This is a genomic window from Bacillus paramycoides, assembly GCF_001884235.1.
Lineage (GTDB): Bacteria > Bacillota > Bacilli > Bacillales > Bacillaceae_G > Bacillus_A > Bacillus_A paramycoides.
Genome location: NZ_MAOI01000123.1, coordinates 304,711 through 328,120, shown reverse-complemented (window position 1 = coordinate 328,120; position 23,410 = coordinate 304,711). Strand labels below are relative to the sequence as shown.

Sequence of the window (23,410 nt, the reverse complement as noted above, 5' to 3'; positions counted from 1 at the left end):
GGTGGATATGGCGGCGGATGTGGACCATGTGGTCATGGCCATCATCACCATCATCACCACGGGCATCAAATATCTCCATTTGGACCAGGACCGAATGTATCTCCATTTGGACCAAATATGGGACCAAATGTTGGTGGAATGTTTAAAAAGTAAATGATATGTTAGAACTAGCAAAATGCTAGTTCTTTTTTTGTAATTGGAGTGTTGGTATGAAAGTTGTTGCTGTAACAGGATATAAGCCATTTGAGCTTGGAATATTTAAAAATGATCATCCAGGAGTAGAATGTATAAAAAAGGCGTTGCATCGTAAATTAACGGCCTTTGTAGAAGAAGGTTTGGAGTGGGTTATTATAAGCGGCCAGTTAGGAGTCGAGTTATGGGCTGCTGAAGTTGTTTTTGAGATTCAAGTAGAGTATCCGGATTTGAAATTAGCGGTATTTACCCCTTTTTTAGAGCAAGAAGAAAATTGGAAGGAAGATAACCGTGAATATTACGAGCATATTCTTTCGCAAGCAGATCACATTGATAGTATTACGAAACGGAAGTACGAAAGCCCGGAGCAATTTAAATTAAAGAATCAATTTTTTATTGAAAAAAGCGATGCGCTTTTAGCGGTATATGATGAAGAAAAGCCTGGGAGCCCGAAATATATTGTAGAAGCAGCAAAGAAAAAAGGAGAAATAGAAAATTATCACAGTTATTTCATTCTTTTTTCTGATTTACAAGATATAATAGAAGAGGAACAATGGAATAATGCAGAGTAATATGTAATATAGTGCTCGTATATATGATTGACAAAAGGCGTTGTTTCTGAAAAAATTTAGTTAATGAAAGTTTTGGCAAAAATTTGAGGTGAAGAAAATGATTTCGGATAAAATTAAATTAACGGCGAAAGATATTTTAGAAAAAGAATTTAAAACAGGTATGAGAGGTTATCAGCAAGAAGAAGTAGATAAGTTTCTTGATATGATTATTAAAGACTATGAAGCCTTTCATAAGGAGTTTGATCAATTAAAACAACAAAATGCTCGTTTGAAACGTGAATTAGAAGAACAGAAAGTAGCGGCAACACAAGTTCCGCAACAACCGGTACAAACACCAGTTGCACAACCGGTATATAACAATACGAATACGGATATTTTAAAACGTCTATCTAATTTAGAAAAAGCTGTATTTGGAAGCAAGTTATACGAATAATTTAAGGTAACAAAAAGGTTAAAGCATTTTACATAGAAAAAAACATTGCAAAATCTTTTTGTTTCCACTATACTAATGGATGTCATAACGTTTGGGTAATCGCTGCAACGCCAACGTTGTAGAGGAAAGTCCATGCTCGCACGGCCTGAGATGGCTGTAGTGTTCGTGCCTAGCCAATTCATAAGCTAGGGTATTCTGGCTGTAAGGCTGGTTTAACGGCAGGGAAAAAACCTAAGTCCTTTCGGATATGGTTTGACTACCTTTAAAGTGCCACAGTGACGAAGTCCTTGAAGAAATGATAGGAGTGGAACGAGGTAAACCCCACGAGCGAGAAACCCAAATAATGGTAGGGGAATCTTTCCTAAGGAAATCAACGATGGGAAAGGACAGGTTTTCGTAACCTGTAGATAGATGATTGCCACCGGAGTACGAGGCGTGGGCCGTTTGCAGTACAAAGGAACAGAACATGGCTTACAGAACGTTATGAACCAACTATGAAATAACTCAGCTCTCCTTTGTTAGAGGAGGGCTTTTTATTTGTATGAAGTTATAAATTGTGAGTTAAAATGGTAAATGAGAAGATTCTTCGTAATATGTAATAATTAATAGGACAACATGCTATTAATTATTGTTTGATTATACATAAGAGGTGAATGCAAATGGGAAAAGTTACTTTAATTGCAACAGCGGCAATGGGTATTGAAGCGTTAGTTGCCCGAGAAGTTCGCGATCTTGGTTACGAATGTGAAGTGGAAAACGGAAAGGTAACGTTTGAAGCGGATGAAAAAGCGATTTGTCGTACGAATTTATGGTTACGTACTGCGGACCGTGTGAAAATTAAAGTCGGTGAATTTAAAGCAACGACATTCGATGAGTTATTTGAAAAAACGAAAGCATTAAACTGGGGAGATTATATTCCGGAGGATGGAGAATTTCCTGTTATCGGTAAATCATTAAAATCTGAATTGTTTAGTGTTTCGGATTGCCAACGTATTGTTAAAAAAGCGGTTGTTGAAAAATTAAAAACAACATACAAACGCACAACTTGGTTTGAAGAAACTGGTCCACTATTTCGTATTGAAATCGCAATGTTAAAAGATATTGCGACATTAACAATTGATGCGAGTGGTGTTGGGCTTCATAAACGTGGATATCGTGTGGATCAAGGGGAAGCTCCTTTAAAAGAAACGTTAGCTGCATCTTTAATTAAATTAACAAATTGGAAGCCAGATCGTCCTTTCGTTGATCCTTTCTGTGGATCTGGAACAATTCCAATTGAAGCTGCATTAATAGGACAAAATATCGCACCAGGATTTAACCGAGGCTTTGCATCGGATGAATGGGGCTGGGTTGGTAAACAAAATTGGCGCGAAGCTCGTCAAGAGGCTGAAGATTTAGCAAATTATGATCAACCATTGCAAATTATTGGATCAGATATCGATCACCGTATGATAAGAGTTGCCCAAGATAACGCAGAAGAAGTTGGACTAGGGGATCTTATATCATTTAAACAAATGCAAGTAAAAGATTTCACAACAAAAGAGGAATATGGCTATGTTGTAACGAATCCTCCATACGGAGAACGTTTAAGTGAAAGAGCGCTTGTTGAAAAATTATATAAAGAAATGGGAGAGGTATTCCGCCCATTAGATACGTGGTCAATGTATTTATTAACAAGTTATGAAGCATTTGAGAAGTGTTACGGAAAAGATGCATCGAAGAAGCGTAAGTTGTTTAACGGCTTTATCCGTACAGATTACTACCAATACTTCGGAAAACGTCCACCGCGTAACTCATAGTATAAAACTCCTCCGGCGCGCATATACTGGCTATTATGTAATGCGTAAAAGGAGGAAGCGATATGGATGGTTTCCAATTATCAATGATTCAAAAGGCTATTCACCGTACGTATGATGAGCTCGGAAAAGAAGTGGATAGTCACGGCGTAATTGCGGATGAAATACAAAAAGCGCAGGAAGAGTATTTATCGGCACTGTCACATGAAACAGCGATTGATAAACGGTATTTAAAGTCATTAATATAGAAAAAAATTTTCCTTTTTCGAAAGGAAATTTTTTTCGTGTATTTTTATGTATCACAACAGGGGAAAAGCAACTGCGCACGTATGAGTAGCAGTTGCTATATCTTTTTATAGAAAAACTTTTTGGTTGGAGGCTAAGGATGTTTACTGAGAAGAGGTTACCATTTGAAGTAGGAAAACAAGATAATTTTTATGATAAGTTGAATGAGTGGATTGGAGATGTGTTTTACGACATCCTTCCGGAAAAAGGCTTCGAAGAACGTGATGAGCAAATTTTTATGGCGTTTCAGTTAGAACGTGCTTTCCAAGAGAAGAAAGTTATGTTCGCAGAGGCGGGAGTAGGAACAGGGAAAACAATTGTATATCTTCTATATGCAATTTGTTACGCGCGTTATACTGGAAAACCGGCTATTATCGCTTGCGCAGATGAAACGTTAATTGAACAGCTTGTGAAAGAAGAAGGAGACATTGCTAAGTTATCTGAAGCATTAGGACTATCTGTTGATGTTAGACTTGCGAAATCAATGGATAATTATTTATGTTTACGTAAACTTGAAGATGTTATGAGTGGACGAGCTCCAGAAGTAATTGAAGATGTATATTACGAATTACCTCAGTTCGTATTCGATCATGGTACGATGCAAAACTTTACTCACTATGGTGATCGAAAAGAATTTCCACTGTTAAATGACGAGGAATGGTCAAAAGTAAACTGGGATTACTTCCAAGATTGCTTCACTTGTGATTCCCGTCATCGTTGTGGTCAAACACTTTCTCGTGAACATTATCGTAAAGCTGCAGATTTAATTATTTGTTCTCAAGACTTCTATATGGATCATATTTGGACATATGATGCTCGTAAACGTGAAGGGCAAATTCCATTATTACCTGAAAGTAGCTGTGTTGTATTTGATGAAGGGCATCTTGTGGAGTATGCAGCGCAAAAAGCTTTAACATATCGTTTAAAGCAAACAATGATGGAACAACTTTTAACGAGATTGTTACAAAACGATATTCGTGAAGAGTTTGCACATTTAGTAGAAGAAACAATTTGGCAAACTGAACGATTCTTTGAGGTACTACAAGAGAATAAAAAGGAAATTGAAGGTTCTGATCGTTTAGAAATTACTGTAACAGAAAAGGTAACTGCTGAGGCGAATAGACTTTATGCAAAAATCGGTGAGGTTGGTGACGCATTAGTATTTGAAAGTGAAATGCATACAGTAAACACATACGATTTAAATATCGTTGATGAGCATTTAGATGTGTTAGAGCACTCACTTCGTCTTTTCATGCACGAGAAAAATGTAATTACGTGGGGTGAAGAAGGTGATGGTGCCTTCACGTTAGTTATTATGCCGCGTGCAGTTGAAGAAGTGTTACAAGAAAAAGTATTCTCGAAGAAGATTCCGTATATTTTCTCTTCTGCGACATTATCGGACAACGATTCGTTCGCATTTACTGCAAATAGTCTAGGGGTAAAAGATTACTTATCATTCTCAGTTGCTTCGCCGTTTGATTATGAAGAGCAAATGACAGTAAACTTACTTCCGTGTGCGGAAGAAAATGAATGGGAAAGAAAGTGTCAATATACACTTGAAAATATACAAAAAACAAATGGACGTACACTCGTATTATTCCGTACAACGCAAGAACTTGCAGCGTTTAAAGAATATGTAAGTAAAGAGCAAATGTCAGTTCCGTTCCTATATGAAGGGGATCAAGAAATTAGTCAGCTCGTTTCTCGTTTCCAAAATGAAGAAGAGACTGTACTTTGTGCCGTTCATTTATGGGAAGGTTTAGACATTCCAGGTTCATCATTATCACATGTTACTATTTGGTCATTACCATTCCCTCCAAACGATCCTGTGTTTGAGGCGAAGCGTAAACATGTAAATGATCCATTCTGGGACGTAGATGTGCCTTATATGATTTTACGTCTTCGTCAAGGAATTGGACGTTTAATTCGTACAAGTGAAGATAAAGGTGCTATATCATTATTCTTATCAGATAGTGAAGATGAAAAAGTGATAGAAGCAGTGAAGAAAGTGCTTCCAGTAGAAGGAAAAGTACTATAAGTGAAAAAATATTTGTTATAGGAAAAAGCTTGGCGCTTGCCAAGCTTTTTTTCTATTAGAAAAGGAATTTATGTTTTAATGTCGAAATAATTTTGAGGTAGAAAAAGGAGGTTTTTTATACTATGACAGTTGCTACACATGAAGTAGAAAAACAATTTTTAGCATATGTGAAGAAGATAGCGAATTATGGGGAAGCATTAAGTTTAATGTTTTGGGATTTAAGAACAGGTGCACCAAAGCAAGGTGTAGACCAGCGTTCAGAAGTAATTGGAATGCTTTCATCCGAGGTGTTTGTAATGTCAACTTCGGATGAGATGGGGAGCTATTTAACTGAACTAGAATCATTAATTGCTGAAAATAAACTTTCTGAAACGACAAAGAAAATGGTTGAAGAGTGTCGTAAAGAATATGATAGAAATAAGAAAATTCCACAAGCGGAATATGAAGAGTATGTGAAATTAGAAGCGAAAGCGGAAAGTGTATGGGAAGAAGCTCGCGAAAAATCTGACTTCGAAATGTTCCGTCCGTATTTAGAAAAAATTGTTGAATTCAAAAAGAAGTTTATTACATATTGGGGTTACGAAACGTATAAATATAATACACTATTAGACATGTATGAGCCAGGAATCACAGTAGAAGTATTAGATCATGTATTTGGTCAATTGCGTGAACGGATCGTTCCGCTTGTAAAAGAAATTTCTGAGTCTAAAAAAGAACTGAAAACAAATTCTTTATCCGAACATTTTTCAAAAAAACAACAAAAGAATTTTACTTTAGAGTTATTGAAACAGTTGAATTATAACTTTGAAGCGGGTCGTCTTGATGAAACGGTACATCCTTTTGAAATTACATTAAATAGAGGAGATGTTCGTATTACGACTCGCTATGATGAGAAAGACTTCCGTATGGCTGTTTTCGGCACGATTCATGAATGTGGTCATGCTGTATATGAACAAAACATTGCAGAGGAATTAGAAGGTACACCGCTTTGCAGTGGAACATCTATGGGTATTCACGAATCACAATCGTTATTCTTTGAAAACTTTATCGGCCGTAATAAATCATTCTGGAAGAAAAATTATGATTTATTAAAACGATATAGCGATGGTCAATTTGATGATATATCAGTGGATGAGTTTTATGATGCGATTAACGAATCGAAGCCGTCATTCATTCGTATAGAAGCAGATGAGCTTACATATCCGCTTCACGTTATGGTTCGCTATGAGCTGGAGAAAGAATTATTTGATGGCACACTGCAAGTAAAGGAGTTACCAGCAGCATGGAATGATAAGATGGAAACGTATTTAGGAATTTGTCCGGAAAACGATGCGCAAGGTGTATTACAAGACGTTCACTGGGCTGGTGGCTCATTTGGCTATTTCCCATCTTATGCGCTTGGTTATATGTATGCAGCGCAATTTAAACAGAGGATGTTAAAAGATATTCCGAACTTTGATGCATTATTAGAAGATGGAAACGTGACACCAATTCGTGAATGGTTAACAGAGAATATTCACCAATATGGTAAAACGAAGAAGCCGCTTGAAATTTTAGAAGATGTGACTGGTGAAGGTTTAAATGCAAACTATTTAGCTGATTATTTAGAAGCGAAGTATAAAGACATTTATGAGTTATAAAAAAAGAGCTGCTTAATTGCAGCTTTTTTTTTTGAAAGGGGAGCGTAGTGATGGGATATGTTTTTACAGTAATGACGCAAAAGGAAGCAGAAGAAATTGCACACAACTGGCATTATGAAGGGGAGTATTCTTTTTATAATATGGAGGCAGATCAAGAAGATTTAGCTGAGTTTTTAAATGGTGAGATGAGGGGAAATCATACATTTTCGGTGAAGGAAAACGGTACCACAATTGGTTTCTTTAGCTTTTGTAAAATAAATAATCGAACGGTTGATATGGGACTTGGAATGAGACCTGATATAACTGGCAATGGATTGGGTTTAAAGTTCGTAAACGCTGGACTAGATTTTAGTAAAGAAAAATACGGCTGCAATTATATAGCATTATCAGTAGCGACATTTAATGAAAGAGCAATTAAAGTATATAAAAGGGCAGGATTTGAAGCAGTTGGGACGTTTATTCAGAAAACAAATAGCAGTTGTTTTGAGTTTTTGAAAATGAACTATCTATGTAAAAATGATTAAAAAACAGAAGGAACTCTTCTGTTTTTTATTTTGATGTTAAAAGTAGAAATAAATGATGTTTGTTTTTATACTTGGTGTAATTTGAAGTTTTGAAATTTTGGAAGAGGGTGTGTATGATTGAACTTAAGTAGCAAATAGCAAGTTTAGCAAGGAGAGATAACATGATTACAATTAAAACGAAAAATGAAATAGATTTGATGCATGAATCTGGAAAATTACTTGCTTCATGTCATAGAGAAATTGCCAAAATGATGAAACCAGGTATAACTACAAAAGAAATTGATACGTTTGTTGAAATGTATTTAAGAGACCATGGTGCAATATCTGAACAGAAAGGTTACAACGGGTATCCATACGCGATATGTGCATCTGTAAACGATGAAATGTGTCACGGTTTTCCTAGTAATGTACCTTTACAGGAAGGAGATATTGTAACAATTGATATGGTAGTAAACTTAAATGGTGCACTCTCAGATTCTGCATGGACGTATATAGTAGGGGATATTTCTGATGAAGCAAAAAGGTTATTGTTAGTAACTGAGAGTGCTTTGTATAAAGGGATTGATCAGGCGATAATCGGTAATCATGTAGGAGATATTGGCTATGCAATTGAAAGTTATGTAGCTTCTGAAGGTTTTTCTGTTGCAAGAGATTTTACAGGACATGGGATTGGTAAAGAGATTCATGAAGAACCAGCAATTTTTCATTTTGGGAAGCCAGGACAAGGACCAGAACTACAAGAAGGAATGGTAATTACAATTGAACCGATTGTAAATGTAGGTATGAGGTATTCTAAAGTAGATCTAAACGGATGGACTGCACGAACGATGGATGGGAAATTATCTGCTCAATATGAGCATACAATTGTAATTACAAAAGATGGGCCAGTCATCTTAACGACGCAGTAATAAGAAATGTAAGAGTTTACAAAACTCGAACGAAAATAGTATTTTTATAAAATTCGTACGTGTTTTTTTGATAAATGCTTTTCAAAGTATAAAAAGTGCGTTATAATCCTTCTATAAAATAAATAGTTAGCTACACTCATATAATCGCGGGGATATGGCCTGCAAGTTTCTACCGAAGTACCGTAAATACTTCGACTATGAGTGAGGACGAATATATTTGCTTGTTTAGCATTCTTTTTTGCGAAACTCCAAAAGCACGTCTCTCACTTGTAACGAGTGGTGGCGGCTTTTGGAGTTTTTTTATTGCATAAGAGGGGGAACCAACATGAAAGTATTACAAGAAAAGATTTTGAACGAAGGAAAGGTTTTATCTGGAGATGTATTAAAGGTAGATGCATTTTTAAATCATCAAATTGATCCAGTACTTATGCAAGAAATCGGAAAAGAATTTGCTAAACGTTTTAAAGAAGATAACATTACAAAAATCGTGACGATTGAATCTTCTGGCATTGCACCAGCAGTTATGGCTGCTTTAGAGCTTGGTGTAAAAGTGATTTTTGCAAGAAAGCGTAAATCGTTAACGTTACAAGATAATATGTATGTTGCGAAAGTATACTCATTTACAAAACAAGAAACGAACGAAATTTCATTATCTCGAAATCATATCGATGAAAATGATCGCGTGTTAATCATTGATGACTTTTTAGCAAACGGTCAGGCTGCTTTAGGTTTGATGAGCTTAGTAGAGCAAGCCGGAGCAAGTATTGCAGGAATTGGTATTGTTATTGAAAAAGCATTTCAAGATGGAGGAAAGAAACTGCGTGAACAGGGCGTTCGTGTTGAATCACTAGCAGAAATTGCATCACTTGATAACGGCACAGTTACATTTGTACAGCAAGAAACTGCGGAGGTGAACTAACAATGAAGCAGCACCCATTTAAAATCGCATCGCTTGGTATTCAGCACATGCTTGCTATGTATGCTGGTGCAATTATCGTTCCGCTTATTGTGGGCGGCGGACTTGGTTTAAATCAAAAAGAGTTAACATATTTAGTCTCAATTGATTTATTAATGTGCGGCGTTGCGACAATTTTACAAGCATTATCAAATCGCTTTTTCGGTATTGGACTTCCAGTTGTACTTGGTTGTACATTTACAGCGGTTGGACCGATGATTGCAATCGGGAAACAATACGGCGTATCTTCTATTTATGGAGCAATTATTGCTGCGGGGTTATTCGTTGTTATTTTTGCGAAATTATTTGGAAAGCTTGTAAAACTGTTTCCACCTGTTGTAACAGGATCTGTCGTTACCGTAATTGGAGTTACACTTGTTCCAGCAGCAATTAATGATATGGCTGGAGGAGTAGGAAGTAAAGATTTCGGTAGTCTTGAAAATTTAGCGTTAGCATTTGGGGTTTTATTATTTATCATCGTTATGTATCGTTTCTTTGACGGATTTATCCGTTCAATCTCTATATTACTGGGTCTTTTGTTCGGTACAATCGTTGCAGCATTTATGGGGAAAGTAAGTTTGCAAGCGGTTGGAGAAGCGGATTGGTTCCACGGTATTCAGCCATTTTACTTCGGTACACCAACATTTGAATTAACACCAATTATTACGATGATTCTTGTTGCTTGCGTAGGGATTGTGGAAGCAACAGGTGTATATTTTGCATTATCTGATATTTGCAATAAAAAGATTGGTGAAAAAGAATTAACAAAAGGTTATCGTGCAGAAGGATTAGCAATGATATTAGGCGGTATTTTCAACGCTTTTCCGTATACAACATACTCTCAAAACGTAGGTCTTGTTCAATTAACTGGAGTAAGAAATCGCGTTATTATTTATACTTGTGGTGGTATGTTAATCGCTCTTGGATTTATTCCTAAAATCGCAGCAATTACAACAATTATTCCGAAATCAGTACTTGGCGGTGCGATGTTAGCAATGTTCGGCATGGTAATGGCTTATGGCATTAAAATGTTAAGTAGTGTTGATTTTGGAAAACAAGAAAATTTATTAATTGTTGCATGTTCTGTCGGAATCGGGCTTGGTGTTACAGTTGTTCCAACGTTATTCTCGCAGCTGCCTGAAAGCATTCGTATTTTAACGGATAACGGAATTGTACTTGGAAGTGCATCAGCAGTTCTGTTAAATATCGTGTTTAATATGGTACCGCAGCGTAAAGTGAAAGTAAAAGAAGAGCCAGTCTCTATGCAAAGTGCAGTAAGAGAAGCGTAAAAAAGCAAGTAGACACAATACGAATTAATATACAGGATACAAACTGTTAATATCCGACGTATAGGTACAAGTAATGTAGAGGTATTAAAAGAAACAAGAATGTATGACTTTGGCTTTCAACAAGCGTATGATTATTTTTATCAGCGAAAAAGTCAGAAGGATTACGTGAAAAAACGATTACTAGCCACGAAGAACACTTTTGCTTTTTTTCTAAAGTGGGTATCTGCGTATCATCCCGAATTAAAAAAGGCGTCAGAAGTAAATACGCATTTGATACGTAAGTACATGGTCTATATGATAGTGGTGTATGCGGAGAAACGAAGTGATCGGTAACAGTGTCGAAAGTAGATATAAAGTCGAAACGGATTGTGTATGTAATTAAGCCTATCTCATGTGAGATGGGTTTTAATTTTGAACCATTAACGTGGATGTTTTTTAATCACCAATCAAATTCTACCCTTCGATTTTAGACAAAAATAAAAACCACCTCATTTGAAGTGATTTTTTTATCATGACAATACTCTGGTTAAATTTGTTGCCAAATCTATTTTCAAACCTTTTCAATCGTTATATCCTGCTTTTCTTCTACTGAATCCTTGAGTGCACTTCCTAGTAAATCAAGGAAGGTTTTTCCTCTTTTGGTAGTATGATATTCTGCTAAGTTGGTTATATCTTCAGGAATCTTATCTCCATAAGGAGGTTTTTTTGTTAAGTCTTCAATATCCCAAATTACTTCTGAAGGGGGTATTTCACTTAATGTTCCTCTAATTTCTTCCACATTTTTTAGAGCCTCAGATGCATCCTGCCATTTTAATTTATTAAAATACAAGTCTTTCACTAATAAAGGGTATTTAGTCCCCCATCCATCTGGCTCACAATGGTATGACACTGTTGAGAAAAAGCTGTGTAAAAAATCAGGGTGTCCTGCTTCATAAAAAAACATATCTACAGAAAATCCTACTGCCATTTTTATCAGTCCTCTTTAATAAATTTTATTTCTGGTAAGGTATTAGCTTTATTGCTTATTCCAGTCTTTATTTCCTTTAATATTTCATTAGTAACAATTTGTCCCCTTGTGTCAATAACTACAGTCTGTCTTGTTCCCTCAGGTAAGTGAATATCTCTATCATTTAGTTGTTTGACAATTACATTCACTAAATTAGTTCTTTTTGATTTGGTGGATATATCATAATTTTTAAGTTCTACACTATGACCCTCTATATGGAAATCAGGTCTGGTACTACCTTTTGTGTTCTTGGATACTTCTTGTCCATCTTTGAAAGCTACTTGATCATTATATTTAGGATGCATTTCGCCATACTCAGTTTCAGTTGTTCTCCACGAAGGTCTAGCAAACATAAGATAACCACTTAAATAATTACCCCAATGTCCCGATGGTGGAAGTGTACTAAGTATTCCTTCACCAGTTAGGCCACCACCTGCAAAAGCAGGTGGTAAACGTGGTGGAAAGGCTTCTGTTACTTTATATACATTTACTCCTCTAGCAAGCTTAGAAACCTTATCAAGACCTTTTCCTCCGATAAATCCTGTCGCAATTGATGTTAGAAAGTAAGAACTCCAATGAAATCCACTCTCAACATCTCCATTCCAAACATCATTCATGAAAGAATCAGAGAAAGCATTCCACATGGCAGGAAGAGTCTCATCATAATTTACAACTGCATCCCACATATTTGACCATGTTTCACCGTCACCTAATGATATGAAACCTTCCACTGCATCTCCGACTGCTTCTCCTGCTCCGTTGTAAAGTCCGTCCCATGCATCAGAAATATTATCCAATATATTACCAGAATCACCTGATTCAGATGTATTCTCATATATTAGGTCTTTATTAGTTGAATTGTCTTTATAACTTTCATCTGTATTACGAAATTTCTCAGCAGCTCTCATTAGTTCATCGGAAACTTTGTCTAGTTCCATTAGAACAGTAAACATTTTTGGTTTTGCCTCGTTAAATCTCTGATAAAATTGTTCTCTACTCGCTCCATTCCACTGAGAAGCGATATTTTCAATTTGATTGTATAAGTCATTATGTAAATACTCTAAGAAGTGTCTAGTATTACTTACTGTTTTTGCAGCCTGTTCTAACATCTCAGGCGTTACTTTTATTAATACCATGCCATCCCTTCTTTACAAATTGATTGACATGTAAATTATACCATATTCCTTTAGGGGATTATTAGCGAAATAAGAGTAAAGACAATAAGTTTTCTTCTTAAGTAGAGTGTGTAGTTGGCGCTATTTCTCACAGATTTACTTGGTAATAGAGTAACACGTTCGTTTAATAAAGTTGTAGTATGTATTGTGCAGTGAGAAAAAGAAAGAAGAGCCAGTCTCTATGCAAAGTGCAGTAAGAGAAGCGTAAAAAAGCAAGGTCTCATTATGAGACCTTGCTTTTCTTTTTAAGTGGCATCATCTTTCCGTACGTACCTAAGCGCCATATATATTCAAGTGGCCCGTATTGGTAACGAGAAAGCCACCAATGGCTAACAAAGATTTGTAATGTGTAGAACCCGATGCAAAATAGTGGTCCAACCCATAATGGAGCAGGATAATAATTTTTCAAAATTAAGCCGAATACAATTAACGTAATAATTGTATGTGAAATATAGTTTGTTAATGCCATTCGTCCGACATATTGGAACGGGCGTAATATTTTTTGCCATCTTTCTTTTTGTAATAAGCGCATCAGTGTGAAAATGTAGAAGATAAATAATGTTTTTCCGCTAAACATTGTAAAGGCTTGCATATAAAATGGTTCATAAGATGGTTTTGATAAGAAGTAACGGACCATGAAGAACCACATTGGTAATGTCAAAATGAACATAATGATTTGCCACTTTTTAAGTTTTGGATCTAACTCTTTCGTGCGGCGGAAAATATCTTTTTTGCCAGCGTATAAACCGAGTAAAAATAGCCCAACTGTTTCTGGGAGCATGAATACATTTAGTCCAATTCCTTCAGAATAAAATGCATGGAAACGATTTTGTATTTGTGACATCCAATCTTCAAGTGGCATGATCGGTAAGGAAAATCCTAACTCTGCCTTTGGTACTAAGGCAACCACTATACTAGCGATTAGCATGAAAAATTGAAAAACACTTAGTAAAACTAAAGCCCATATTAAAATAGTACGAGGCTCTCTCTTATAAAATAAGAATAAGAAAAATCCAGCGATGGCATAACTATGTAGGATGTCTCCGTCCCATAAAAGAACGTAATGCAAGAAACCAAATAGTAATAAAATGAGCAGGCGGCGAACAAATAAAGTTTTCGGACGATCTGTTTTCGCCTCAGCACGATTCATAAAGATATAGAAACCTAATCCAAATAAAAATGAAAAAATAGTATAAAATTTCGTTTGAATAAACATGTCATAAAATAAGCGAATATAGCTATCTAATCCCTCGTAAACGCCTGAAATGTCTCGAGAGTCAACACCAGCGATAACTGGCCAGTTAACAAGAAAAATACCAAGTACAGCTATGCCTCTAATAATATCGATGGAGTGTATCCTATCGCCTTGTGAAAGATTTTGTGTCATTATTTTCCTCCTTGATAAGTAATTCCCTTTTATTATACAAAATGTAAGATGGCGGAGCTAGGGGAGATTTCCAATTTTTAAAACTGTTAAGATGTGTATTATGAGATATAATAAGAGTGCACAACAAGTTTTAAACTTCTTTAAAACAGGCAGTAAAGCTCCTTTTCCCGAAGGAGCTTTCTTTTTTAGAAAATTGTTGATAATGATTCTCTTTAATGATAAAATATATTCAAAAGTGATAATCATTATCAAAAAGGTTGGTGTGTTAATATGGTATATGCACTTGTTGCAGGAACGGTTGCTATATATGTTGGTGTTACAAAGTATGTATTAAATGGAGTAGGAACAACAAAATGAACGATATGACATAAAATCCCTTTCATTTTTAAAAAGAATGAAAGGGATTTTTTATTTTTGATGAGAATATGCTGAAAATTTAGTATGATAATAAAGTGAAACTTTAATCAGTGAGGAGGTTCATCTCCTGCTGATTAATAGCCCACATCAATTGGGCTTTTACTGCCCGTAAATAGTGGGATAAAGTATATACATCTTGGATAAAGGGGAACAAGGGGATGACAAACATAGTACAGACAAACGGTATGAAAAAACTTGTTTGTTTTTATGAAGAGTGGCAAAAACACGGCGATACGGAAAATAGTTTGAAATTGTTTGAGGTGATTCAAAAATATAAACAAGAACAGCTTATGATAGCTTTCTGTGGTCATTTTTCTGCGGGGAAATCGACAATGATGAATCACCTATATAAAGCGCAATTATTACCGACAAGCCCGATTCCAACGAGTGCTAACGTCGTTAAAATTGAAAGAGGATCTGATCGCGTTGTTGTAACGATTAAGTCTGGAGAACAGTATGAATATGACGGTGCATATTCAGCAGAAGAATTAAAACAAATTTGTAAAGATGGTGATGAAGTAATTGGTGTCCATATTTATCGAAATGATGCGCCAATTCCTGATGGGGTTATGTTAGTTGATACACCAGGAATTGATTCTACGGATGATGCCCACCAATTAGCAACAGAATCAACTTTGCATCTTGCAGACGTTATTTTTTATATGATGGATTATAATCATGTCCAATCAGAAGTGAACTTACAGTTTGTTAAAGAATTGAAACAACGTAATAAAACGGTTTATCTCGTTGTAAACCAAATAGATAAACATAAAGAAAATGAACTATCGTTTGAAGATTATAGAGATAGTGTAAAACAATCCTTTTCTAACTGGGATATTGAAGTAGATGGTATTTTTTATACATCATTGCGAATGATGAATCATCCATACAATGAGATTCAAAGTTTAGAGACATTAATCTCTTCTATTATGAAAGAAAAAGAGCAGTATGTAAGAAAGGGAATGGAGCGAGAAACAGAACATTTACTGCAAGAACATTGCTCGTTCATTCTTTCTGAAAATGAAAAACATCTCATGAAATATGAAGAAGAGTTAACATCACCACTGTCACTTTCAGAGATAGTTGAAAAAAAGGAAGAGTTAACTGAAAATAAACATCGCACGGTTAGTAAAGAATCTGATGTGAGAAATGAATTTATAAAAGGTTTACAAGCTATATTAGATAACGCGTATTTAATGCCATTTGAAATGAGAGAGCTGGCGAATGAGTATTTAGAAACGAAATTAACGAAGTTTAAAGTTGGTTTGTTATTTGCGAAAGGAAAGACGGAGCAAGAAAAACAGAGACGTGTAGATGCTTTTTATTTTGCTCTTCAAAAGACTGTTGAAACGCAACTTGATTTTCATGTGAAAGAATTTATTGTAGCCTTCTTAAAAGAAGAAGGGTTATTTACAGAGGAAATCGGGAAAGACATATATGCTTTAGAAATTGCTTTCGGACCAGAAGTGTTGGCTGAAACAATTAAACAAGGGGCTGGATTTACAGGCGATTACTTACTTCTTTATACTGCTGATGTTGCAAATGAGTTGAAGAAAAGATACTTTATGAAATCTCAGCAAATTTTTGAAAAAAGTACGGGTGCACTGCAGAAGAAAGTGAAGATAGAAATTGCTCGTATTGAAGAAGAAATTGAAAAATACACGATGTTACAAACGGCGAAAGAAACGAAATTACAATACATTCAGACGTATGAGAAATATGAGGGCTATTTACAAGATGTTTGGTATGAACGTGTTTCTACACCAGATGGATTGCGAATAGACGAAATATTACAAAGTGAAAAACAAATCGTTAGTGAGAAGTTTACTCTACAAGAGCAAGAAAGCATAAATGATAACATAACGGCTAGGGAGGAAGAGATTAAAGGAACGGCAACATTAAATATCCAGCGCATACTAGAAAAAGTGAAGAAGGCTGAAACAATATTAGATCCATTGCCTACACTTAAACATTTACAGCAAGAAGTAGTTAGTAAAAGACAGCGCGTGGAAACGAAGCAATTTACAGTAGCGTTATTTGGAGCTTTTAGTGCAGGGAAATCATCATTTGCCAATGCATTACTTGGTGAAAAGGTACTTCCTGTATCACCAAATCCAACGACAGCAACAATTAATCAAATTTTGCCGGTTACAAAAGAAAAGCCGCATGGAACGGTAATTGTTCAGTTTAAGTCCGAGCAAGCGCTATTAGAAGATATGAAAGCTGTTTATAAAATGTTTCATTATGAAATTGCTACGCTAGAAGAAGCGTTAATACAAATTGATAAAATTATGAAATACCCTTCACCAAGCGGGAAGCAAAAAACAACATTTAGCTTTTTACGAGCGGTACAAAAAGGATATGAGGCAGTTGCTACTCATTTAGGGGAACAAGTACAAGTCACGTTAGAAGAGTTCTCTGATTATGTAGCTAATGAAGAAAAATCATGTTTTGTTGAGTATATGGAGCTTTATTACGATTGTGCTTTAACAAGGCAAGGAGTAGCTCTTGTAGATACACCAGGAGCTGATTCTATTAACGCCCGCCATACGGATGTTGCATTCCAGTATATTAAAAATGCGGATGCTATTTTATTTGTAACATACTATAATCATGTTTTCTCTCGTGCAGATCGTGAGTTTTTAATCCAGCTTGGTCGTGTAAAGGATACGTTTGCACTTGATAAAATGTTCTTCCTAATTAATGCAGCCGATTTAGCACAATCTGAAGAAGAACTTGAAATGGTAAAAGGTTATATTGCGGATCAGCTTTTACAATACGGTATTAGAAATCCACGTTTATTTGCAATTTCAAGTTTATGTGCGCTTGAAGAAAAACAAGGGAAAAGTATTGAAAAAGAAAAGTATGGTATTTTACAAAACTCTGGGATTGCTAAGTTTGAAGAATCATTTACGTCCTTTATGATGAGGGATTTAATGCTTGTGTCTGTGCATGCTTTATACGGAGCATTGCAAGGTGCAAATCAGCTTCTTGTAAATATGATAAATGGCGCGAAGCAGGGAAATGATGAGAAGGAGAAGCAAACAAAAAAATATGAAGCAGAGCGTGATCAGCTACTTCATATTATTTCATCATATAGTGTACTTGCTGAAGAGCAAGCAATGCAAAATGAAGTGAAAGAATTGCTTTATTACGTGCAACAACGTCTATTTTTACGCTATAACGATGTGTTTACTGAATTTATTAATCCGGCGTCGCTTCGAACAGATGGGAATGTAAAAGCACAGTTGCAACAGTGTGTAATGGAATTAGTTTCATTTATTCAACATGATTTATTACAAGAAATGCGTGCGACATCATTACGTCTTGAAAAATGGATAGATGAAGCGATGAAGCGTGCAAAGGATGAAATTGTTGTGAACTGCAAAGTAGAAAATGAATCGATTTCTATGAGTGGAACAGTGGATTATGAATATAAGGTTATTACACATAAAGAGCCGTTTCCTTCAATAGAAATTAAGGATTTCAAAAAGGCATTAGCGCATTTTAAAAATGAGAAAAGCTTTTTTGAAAAAAATGATAAAGCTTTTATGCAAGAAGACGCTAAAGGAGTGCTAGAACCTTTCGTATCAAACTATGTAGCTGATGAAGAAGGATTATTCGTTCATCATTATAAGCGAGAGTGGGATGCAAAATGGAACTTATTCCAAAAAGTGATGCAGCAAGATATTGAGAATTATTATGAAAGTATATTATTCGCTTTAGCTGAAACAATTGATGTAACACTATATGAACAAAGTAAAGAGCAACTACAAAAGCAGTTAGTAGAAATTGAAAAAGAAATTTATATTATATAGTCGTTATGAAAAAAAGATTCGTTCAATTTTCTTTTGTAGTACAGTATCTAGAGATTTTACGAACCCTGCAAATTCATCAGTAGAAATCATATGGGTAAGAACTAATCGTCTGCCGTCTGGTGTTTCACCGCATAAGACGAATGAAGAAAATTCATATGTTTTGTTTTCTACTACTAATTTTGGATAGGAATATGTGTCGCTCTTCTTTTTCTTTCCATCAATGGAGATGACGTTGCATTTTTTCTCATTGTTGTCCATGGTGAATCCCTCCTTTCTATTACTTATGGTAGACAAGGAGGGATTAGAACAATAGAGAAGGGAGAATTTTTATGTCTGTTGTAATAGAGCGTATTTCGAAAGAAGCTATACCGAAATCTTTATTGCTCCTTGCTGATCCAAGTGAACGTCAAATTGATGCATATGTGCAAAGAGGACTTATGTATATAGCTAAACAAGAGGAAAGAGTTATCGGTGTATATGTGCTTTTGGAAACAAGACCAAAGACAATGGAACTTATGAATATTGCGATTGTAGAACATATGCAAGGAAAAGGTATTGGTAAGAAGTTATTGTTGCATGCAATAGAAACTGCTAAAGAATATAATATGTACAAGCTTGAAGTTGGTACAGGTAATTCTAGCGTTTCACAACTTGCGTTATATCAAAAATGTGGATTTCGGATTTTTTCTATTGATTTTGATTACTTTTCGAAGCATTATGAAGAAGAGATTATTGAAAATGGAATTGTATGTCGTGATATGATTCGGCTTGCAATGGAATTAAACAAATAAGTATAAATTATTTAGGGGGAAAGAGAAGATGGAAGTACATAAAGCAATTACAGCACATTCTCGTAAACAAAATGAAATTGTAAAAACATTTTTGCAATTAGATGCGCAACGTGAAGCAGCAATAGAGGCTGCAATCGCACTTGCATCAAATGGAAAACATTTCTCAGTTGATGCAATAAATATGGTAACAAAGCAAATTAATGACCTTGCAAAACGCGGCGTTGCACCGCAGCGTAAACTTGTTACAGCAGAAATGGTTATGGAGTATGTAGATCGCACGCAAGAGAAAGAAGGGCGTTAAGGATGATTGTTACAGTCGAATGGTTGCGTGAGCATTTAGAAGATGAACATGTCCGTATAATCGATTGTCGTTTTGATTTAGCGAATCCAAATTGGGGTAAAGAGAAGTATGAGGAAGAACATATTCCACATGCATTATATTTTGATTTAAATTTAGATTTATCAAGTCCTGTAATTGAGCATGGTGGTCGTCATCCATTACCAAATGTAGAGCAGTTTGCGGACAAGCTTTCAAAAGCGGGGATTGATGAACATACGACAGTGATTGCATATGATAGTCAAGCTGGGGCAAATGCTTCTCGTTTATGGTGGTTATTAAACTATGTAGGACATGAGAAAGTATATATACTAGATGGCGGTTTTCCTACTTGGAAAGAGAATGGATTACATACAACAACGGAAATTCCAATTGTTGCACGAAAAACATTCAAAGCAAACATACAAGATAATATGCTTGTAACGATGGAAACGGTCAAAGAGAACATTCATGCAGGTGCAGATATTACGTTAATTGATTCTAGAGAGCCAAAACGTTATGCTGGTGTAGAAGAGCTTGTTGATCCGAAGGCAGGACATATTCCGACAGCAGTAAACTGTTTTTGGAAGGATGGAATTCTAGAATCAGGACAATTTAAACATGAAGCCCAGCAACAAGAACGTTTCAAAAATCTTTCGAAAGATAAGGAAACAATTGTATATTGCGGCTCTGGTGTTACAGCATGTCCGAACATAGTTGCATTAAAATTAGCTGGTTTTCAAAATGTTAAATTGTATGCAGGTAGCTGGAGTGATTGGATTTCTTATCCAGAAAATCAAATTGCAAAAGAAGAAGATTAATCACTTGCATGCAAAAATAATTTGTATTAAAATAAGGTCACAAGCAAGAGATTGCTTGAAAAATATTATATTTTACACATTGGAAACAATGTGATAATATAACGACAAGTAAATAATACATCCTGCGGTGTACGTAACTTATTTATGTCTAAAACCGATGTTAGTTATACGGAAGCTCAATATTTAGCGACCATTATCAAGCCTTCCTTGTGGAGGAAGATATACGGTAACTGTGAGGGCATCCACCTGCGAGTAGCGGGTTTTTGGACATTTACGAGGGACGGCACGTGCGGGGGTCTTATTTCAACTAACATCATATAAAATTCCTACGGTGTACGTAGCTTGTGTATGTCTTAAACCAATAAGTATAATACGGAAGTTCAATATTTAAATGTAGATAGCAGGCCATCTTTTTAAGAAGGAAGTTACAAACATTTGTGAGAACATCCACCTGTGAGAGCAGGTTTATGGACATCTATAGATAACGGCATATGTGGGGCTATATAAAAACCTTACGTTTTATACGTAAGGTTTTTTTGTTGAATAAATATGTACATCTTATCTCGATTCACCTGTGAAATTTCCATAATAAATATAGCACTTGCGGTCTTCATCAATTTCTCTTGAATCTAGGGTGAATTCCATATGTCTTCCATCTCTTTGGATGTATATAATATCTGAATGGAGAAAGGGTAAGATTTCCTCGTAATTCCACACATCTTTACTTTCTATCATAATTGAGCTTGTTTCCTTTAGTTCCCTAATTTCAAAACCAATGTGCGAGTATGTAGAATCTGAAGGGTCGTTGAAAAAAGCTTCTTTTTGTACATATAGCGCTACTGTTCCGTCTGGATCTACCGAAGTTGCAGTAACGACATATGTATTTCTATCTTTTATAAAATATTCACAAGTCATACGCGCGATAATTTCAGAATTAGAAATATTTACGTAGTTCCATAAAGCAGGATACCCGTTAGTTTCATCATTGAGTCGATATTCTAATCGCATTTTATCCCTCTTCTTCCTTTTTCTTCTACTTTATCATGGCTTCTTATATAATAGAAATATAATTTAAAAAGGGGAGTTCAAGGGTGACAAAAACGAAATGGCTTGTAGGTAGTGTCTTGACGTCATTAATGACGGGGACCCTATTTGGCTGCGCGCAAGATGTTCCTGCCGAACCGAATGATAATAGTTGTTCTGATTGGGATTGGGATGATGAACTTGGTGTTTGGCAGTGTGATGATAGTAGTTCAGGGTATCGTGGACATTACTTTTACGGTGGTAAATACTATCAAAATAAATCCACTTTCAAAAATTCATCAGAATTTAAATCTTATCAATCTTCGGCAGAATTTAAAGGTGGAATTGGAAGTGGTTCAAAGGGCGGATTTGGAGGATAAAAGATGTCACAATACATAAAGAAACGAAAAAGATTTTATTCAAATTATCCGCATTTCTGGTCGGATTTATATGGTGGTGAGTATAGTTTGTTTCATGTTTGTCCGATAACAGAACAAACTATGAAACAGCTACAATTAGCAACTGAACGAATGGGGAAAATATTTTTTAAGACTGCTAGACTTCTACGAGAATTATCTAATGAACAGCTTCTTGAACTTGGTTTTCCATCGGCAAGCTTGCCTTTTATTAGAATGAAGGGTATGTATCCTGAATCTGTTATTTCACGATTTGATTTTGCCTTAACAGAAGATAATCGTATTAAAATGCTTGAGTTTAATAGTGATACGCCAACTTTTATTATGGAATGCTTTCAAATGAATGGGAAAGTTTGCGAACAGTTAGGCTATGCTGATCCGAATATAAATCAAGAGCGTTTACTTTCTTCTGGTATTACAAAAGCCGTAATGGAAGCTGCAAAAGGAATACAAAATCCAAATGTCGTTTTTACAGCTCATCATGAACATATAGAAGATTGGAATACGACTATGTATTTGAGTCAACTATGTCATGTTGAAAATAAAGTGATGTCAATGTCAGAGCTTAGAATTACAGATGATGCTTTAGTGGACGGAGATGGAATGCCAATTGATGTTCTGTATCGCCAAACGTATCCAATTGAAGATTTGATTGAGGATCAAGATCCTGAATCAGGGGATTTAGTAGGAGTAGAACTTTTACAACTTGTAAAGGAAGAGAAGCTTTTTATTATAAATCCTGTATCAGCATTTTTACTACAGCCTAAATCAATTCAATGTCTTATTTGGGGATTAGCAGAAGAAGGTGCTTTTTATACGAGAGAGGAACAACAGTGGATTACAGAATATATGCTACCTACATATTTAGAACCAAATTTGTTTTTAGGGAAAGATTCTTTCGTTCAAAAGCCATCGTTCGGTAGGGAGGGTGATACGATTACTATTCGTGATAAGGATACAAACATTATGATTCGAAATGTACATCAAACGTATAAATCGTCACTTCCTATATTTCAAAAATATATAGACCTTCCAATAGTATTTTTGGAAACTGAAAAAGGGATTGAAAAACTATCGTATGTGTTTGGGTCATTTTTAATTGCTGGAAAAACGAGTAGCATCGGTATACGTGCCGGAGAAAAAATTACGGGAAATGAATCGTATTATTTACCGGTAGGTATTAAGAAGGAGGAAAATAAATGATTAATTTTTTACTATACTTAGCAGTATCACTTGTACTTTTATGTATCGGTCTTTTTCTTATGGAGGTGACAACGAAAGTGAAGGAATTTAAGTTAATGGCTCAAGGGAATAAAGCGGTAAGCTACGTACTTGGAGGAAGATTACTTGGTCTTGCTATCGTTTTATATTCAACGGCTGCTAATTCTATTTCACTTCTTGATATGGTGTCATGGGGAGCAGTTGGGATTTTAGCACAAATTGTTGTCTATTATTTAGCGGAATGGCTTACACCACGTTTCAATATTAGTAAGAGTCTGGAAGAAGATAATCAGGCAGTCGGTCTTTTCCTTATGTTTTTATCACTTTCAATTGGAATTGTAATTGCTGGCTGTGTAACATATTAAAAGCCTTACGTTTAAAACGTAA

At 35.5% G+C, this 23,410-nt stretch carries 22 protein-coding genes, 3 other RNA genes, 1 pseudogene and 1 riboswitch; of the genes and pseudogenes, 21 read left to right on the top strand and 5 right to left on the bottom strand.

All coding sequences use genetic code 11. The annotated features are described in order from the left end of the window. The 12 genes and pseudogenes from BAU28_RS31180 to pbuX form a co-directional block, all read left to right on the top strand. A pseudogene (locus BAU28_RS31180) lies at positions 1 to 153 on the top strand (spore coat protein); the annotation flags it as partial. A gap of 56 nt (positions 154 to 209) precedes the next feature. Beyond that, positions 210 to 764 carry an SLOG family protein gene (locus BAU28_RS26970; protein WP_025147199.1) on the top strand — a complete coding sequence of 185 codons (555 nt, stop codon included), beginning with the start codon at positions 210 to 212 and terminating at the stop codon, positions 762 to 764. 97 nt (positions 765 to 861) lie between these two features. Beyond that, positions 862 to 1,197, top strand: coding sequence for a cell division regulator GpsB (gene gpsB / locus BAU28_RS26965; protein ID WP_000622426.1), 336 nt, complete (start codon positions 862 to 864; stop codon positions 1,195 to 1,197). An 87-nt stretch (positions 1,198 to 1,284) separates the two neighbouring features. Then, positions 1,285 to 1,676: RNase P RNA component class B (gene rnpB, locus BAU28_RS26960), an RNA gene on the top strand. 180 nt (positions 1,677 to 1,856) lie between these two features. Next, the gene (locus tag BAU28_RS26955) at positions 1,857 to 2,996 is read left to right on the top strand and encodes a THUMP domain-containing class I SAM-dependent RNA methyltransferase (protein WP_071721018.1); all 1,140 of its coding nucleotides are present in this window, start codon (positions 1,857 to 1,859) and stop codon (positions 2,994 to 2,996) included. A gap of 62 nt (positions 2,997 to 3,058) precedes the next feature. Further along, positions 3,059 to 3,241, top strand: coding sequence for a DUF3921 domain-containing protein (locus tag BAU28_RS26950; RefSeq protein WP_002171205.1), 183 nt, complete (start codon positions 3,059 to 3,061; stop codon positions 3,239 to 3,241). A 137-nt stretch (positions 3,242 to 3,378) separates the two neighbouring features. Beyond that, positions 3,379 to 5,316 carry an ATP-dependent DNA helicase gene (locus BAU28_RS26945; protein WP_071721016.1) on the top strand — a complete coding sequence of 646 codons (1,938 nt, stop codon included), beginning with the start codon at positions 3,379 to 3,381 and terminating at the stop codon, positions 5,314 to 5,316. Positions 5,317 to 5,438: 122 nt separating this feature from the next. After that, positions 5,439 to 6,956 carry a carboxypeptidase gene (gene ypwA / locus BAU28_RS26940; RefSeq protein WP_071721014.1) on the top strand — a complete coding sequence of 506 codons (1,518 nt, stop codon included), beginning with the start codon at positions 5,439 to 5,441 and terminating at the stop codon, positions 6,954 to 6,956. 50 nt (positions 6,957 to 7,006) lie between these two features. Continuing rightward, a complete protein-coding gene (locus tag BAU28_RS26935; RefSeq protein ID WP_071721012.1) occupies positions 7,007 to 7,480 on the top strand; it encodes a GNAT family N-acetyltransferase in 474 nt (157 codons plus the stop codon). A 161-nt stretch (positions 7,481 to 7,641) separates the two neighbouring features. Next, a complete protein-coding gene (locus tag BAU28_RS26930) occupies positions 7,642 to 8,388 on the top strand; it encodes a type I methionyl aminopeptidase (RefSeq protein WP_071721010.1) in 747 nt (248 codons plus the stop codon). A 116-nt stretch (positions 8,389 to 8,504) separates the two neighbouring features. Further along, positions 8,505 to 8,606: riboswitch (purine riboswitch) on the top strand. 107 nt (positions 8,607 to 8,713) lie between these two features. Beyond that, on the top strand, positions 8,714 to 9,307 hold the full coding sequence (locus BAU28_RS26925; protein ID WP_002171210.1) for a xanthine phosphoribosyltransferase: 594 nt from the start codon (positions 8,714 to 8,716) through the stop codon (positions 9,305 to 9,307). A 2-nt stretch (positions 9,308 to 9,309) separates the two neighbouring features. Beyond that, complete coding sequence (gene pbuX, locus BAU28_RS26920) at positions 9,310 to 10,632, top strand: xanthine permease PbuX (protein WP_071721009.1); 1,323 nt, start codon at positions 9,310 to 9,312, stop codon at positions 10,630 to 10,632. Between the two features lie 550 nt (positions 10,633 to 11,182). On the opposite strand, the gene BAU28_RS26910 is transcribed toward pbuX, so the two are convergent. The 3 genes from BAU28_RS26910 to BAU28_RS26900 form a co-directional block, all read right to left on the bottom strand. Further along, entirely contained in the window at positions 11,183 to 11,599 is a 417-nt protein-coding gene (locus BAU28_RS26910) for an Imm70 family immunity protein (protein ID WP_071721005.1), read from the bottom strand. Between the two features lie 5 nt (positions 11,600 to 11,604). Then, a complete protein-coding gene (locus BAU28_RS26905; protein ID WP_071721003.1) occupies positions 11,605 to 12,774 on the bottom strand; it encodes a WXG100 family type VII secretion target in 1,170 nt (389 codons plus the stop codon). A gap of 262 nt (positions 12,775 to 13,036) precedes the next feature. Continuing rightward, positions 13,037 to 14,200 carry a DUF418 domain-containing protein gene (locus BAU28_RS26900; protein WP_048373238.1) on the bottom strand — a complete coding sequence of 388 codons (1,164 nt, stop codon included), beginning with the start codon at positions 14,198 to 14,200 and terminating at the stop codon, positions 13,037 to 13,039. Between the two features lie 575 nt (positions 14,201 to 14,775). Here BAU28_RS26900 and BAU28_RS26895 point away from each other — a divergent pair. After that, positions 14,776 to 18,435 (top strand): dynamin family protein, encoded by a 3,660-nt coding sequence (locus BAU28_RS26895; protein ID WP_071721001.1) that lies wholly within the window; start codon positions 14,776 to 14,778, stop codon positions 18,433 to 18,435. 3 nt (positions 18,436 to 18,438) lie between these two features. Here the strand turns inward: BAU28_RS26895 and BAU28_RS26890 are convergent, their stop codons facing one another. Beyond that, on the bottom strand, positions 18,439 to 18,693 hold the full coding sequence (locus BAU28_RS26890; RefSeq protein ID WP_000369740.1) for a DUF3931 domain-containing protein: 255 nt from the start codon (positions 18,691 to 18,693) through the stop codon (positions 18,439 to 18,441). 71 nt (positions 18,694 to 18,764) lie between these two features. Between BAU28_RS26890 and BAU28_RS26885 the strand changes: the two genes are divergently transcribed. The 5 genes from BAU28_RS26885 to ssrS (BAU28_RS26865) all read left to right on the top strand — a co-directional run bounded on the left by BAU28_RS26885 (position 18,765) and on the right by ssrS (BAU28_RS26865) (position 20,867). Next, positions 18,765 to 19,226 carry a GNAT family N-acetyltransferase gene (locus tag BAU28_RS26885; protein WP_048373244.1) on the top strand — a complete coding sequence of 154 codons (462 nt, stop codon included), beginning with the start codon at positions 18,765 to 18,767 and terminating at the stop codon, positions 19,224 to 19,226. Between the two features lie 28 nt (positions 19,227 to 19,254). Further along, positions 19,255 to 19,527 carry a DUF2533 family protein gene (locus tag BAU28_RS26880; RefSeq protein ID WP_071720999.1) on the top strand — a complete coding sequence of 91 codons (273 nt, stop codon included), beginning with the start codon at positions 19,255 to 19,257 and terminating at the stop codon, positions 19,525 to 19,527. Between the two features lie 2 nt (positions 19,528 to 19,529). Next, the gene (locus BAU28_RS26875) at positions 19,530 to 20,363 is read left to right on the top strand and encodes a sulfurtransferase (RefSeq protein WP_071720998.1); all 834 of its coding nucleotides are present in this window, start codon (positions 19,530 to 19,532) and stop codon (positions 20,361 to 20,363) included. A 116-nt stretch (positions 20,364 to 20,479) separates the two neighbouring features. Next, a non-coding RNA gene (gene ssrS, locus BAU28_RS26870) (6S RNA) lies at positions 20,480 to 20,662 on the top strand. 21 nt (positions 20,663 to 20,683) lie between these two features. Further along, a non-coding RNA gene (gene ssrS, locus BAU28_RS26865) (6S RNA) lies at positions 20,684 to 20,867 on the top strand. A 54-nt stretch (positions 20,868 to 20,921) separates the two neighbouring features. Here ssrS (BAU28_RS26865) and BAU28_RS26860 read toward each other — a convergent pair. Next, on the bottom strand, positions 20,922 to 21,371 hold the full coding sequence (locus BAU28_RS26860; protein WP_071720996.1) for a hypothetical protein: 450 nt from the start codon (positions 21,369 to 21,371) through the stop codon (positions 20,922 to 20,924). An 83-nt stretch (positions 21,372 to 21,454) separates the two neighbouring features. Between BAU28_RS26860 and BAU28_RS26855 the strand changes: the two genes are divergently transcribed. From BAU28_RS26855 to BAU28_RS26845, 3 genes are read left to right on the top strand one after another with little or no spacing between them, the layout of a single operon-like run. After that, entirely contained in the window at positions 21,455 to 21,766 is a 312-nt protein-coding gene (locus BAU28_RS26855; protein WP_071720994.1) for a hypothetical protein, read from the top strand. A 3-nt stretch (positions 21,767 to 21,769) separates the two neighbouring features. Then, on the top strand, positions 21,770 to 23,005 hold the full coding sequence (locus tag BAU28_RS26850) for a glutathionylspermidine synthase family protein (RefSeq protein ID WP_071720992.1): 1,236 nt from the start codon (positions 21,770 to 21,772) through the stop codon (positions 23,003 to 23,005). After that, positions 23,002 to 23,388 carry a DUF350 domain-containing protein gene (locus BAU28_RS26845; protein WP_025147182.1) on the top strand — a complete coding sequence of 129 codons (387 nt, stop codon included), beginning with the start codon at positions 23,002 to 23,004 and terminating at the stop codon, positions 23,386 to 23,388. The genes BAU28_RS26850 and BAU28_RS26845 overlap by 4 nt, the downstream gene beginning before the upstream one ends. The last annotated feature ends 22 nt before the right edge of the window (positions 23,389 to 23,410 follow it).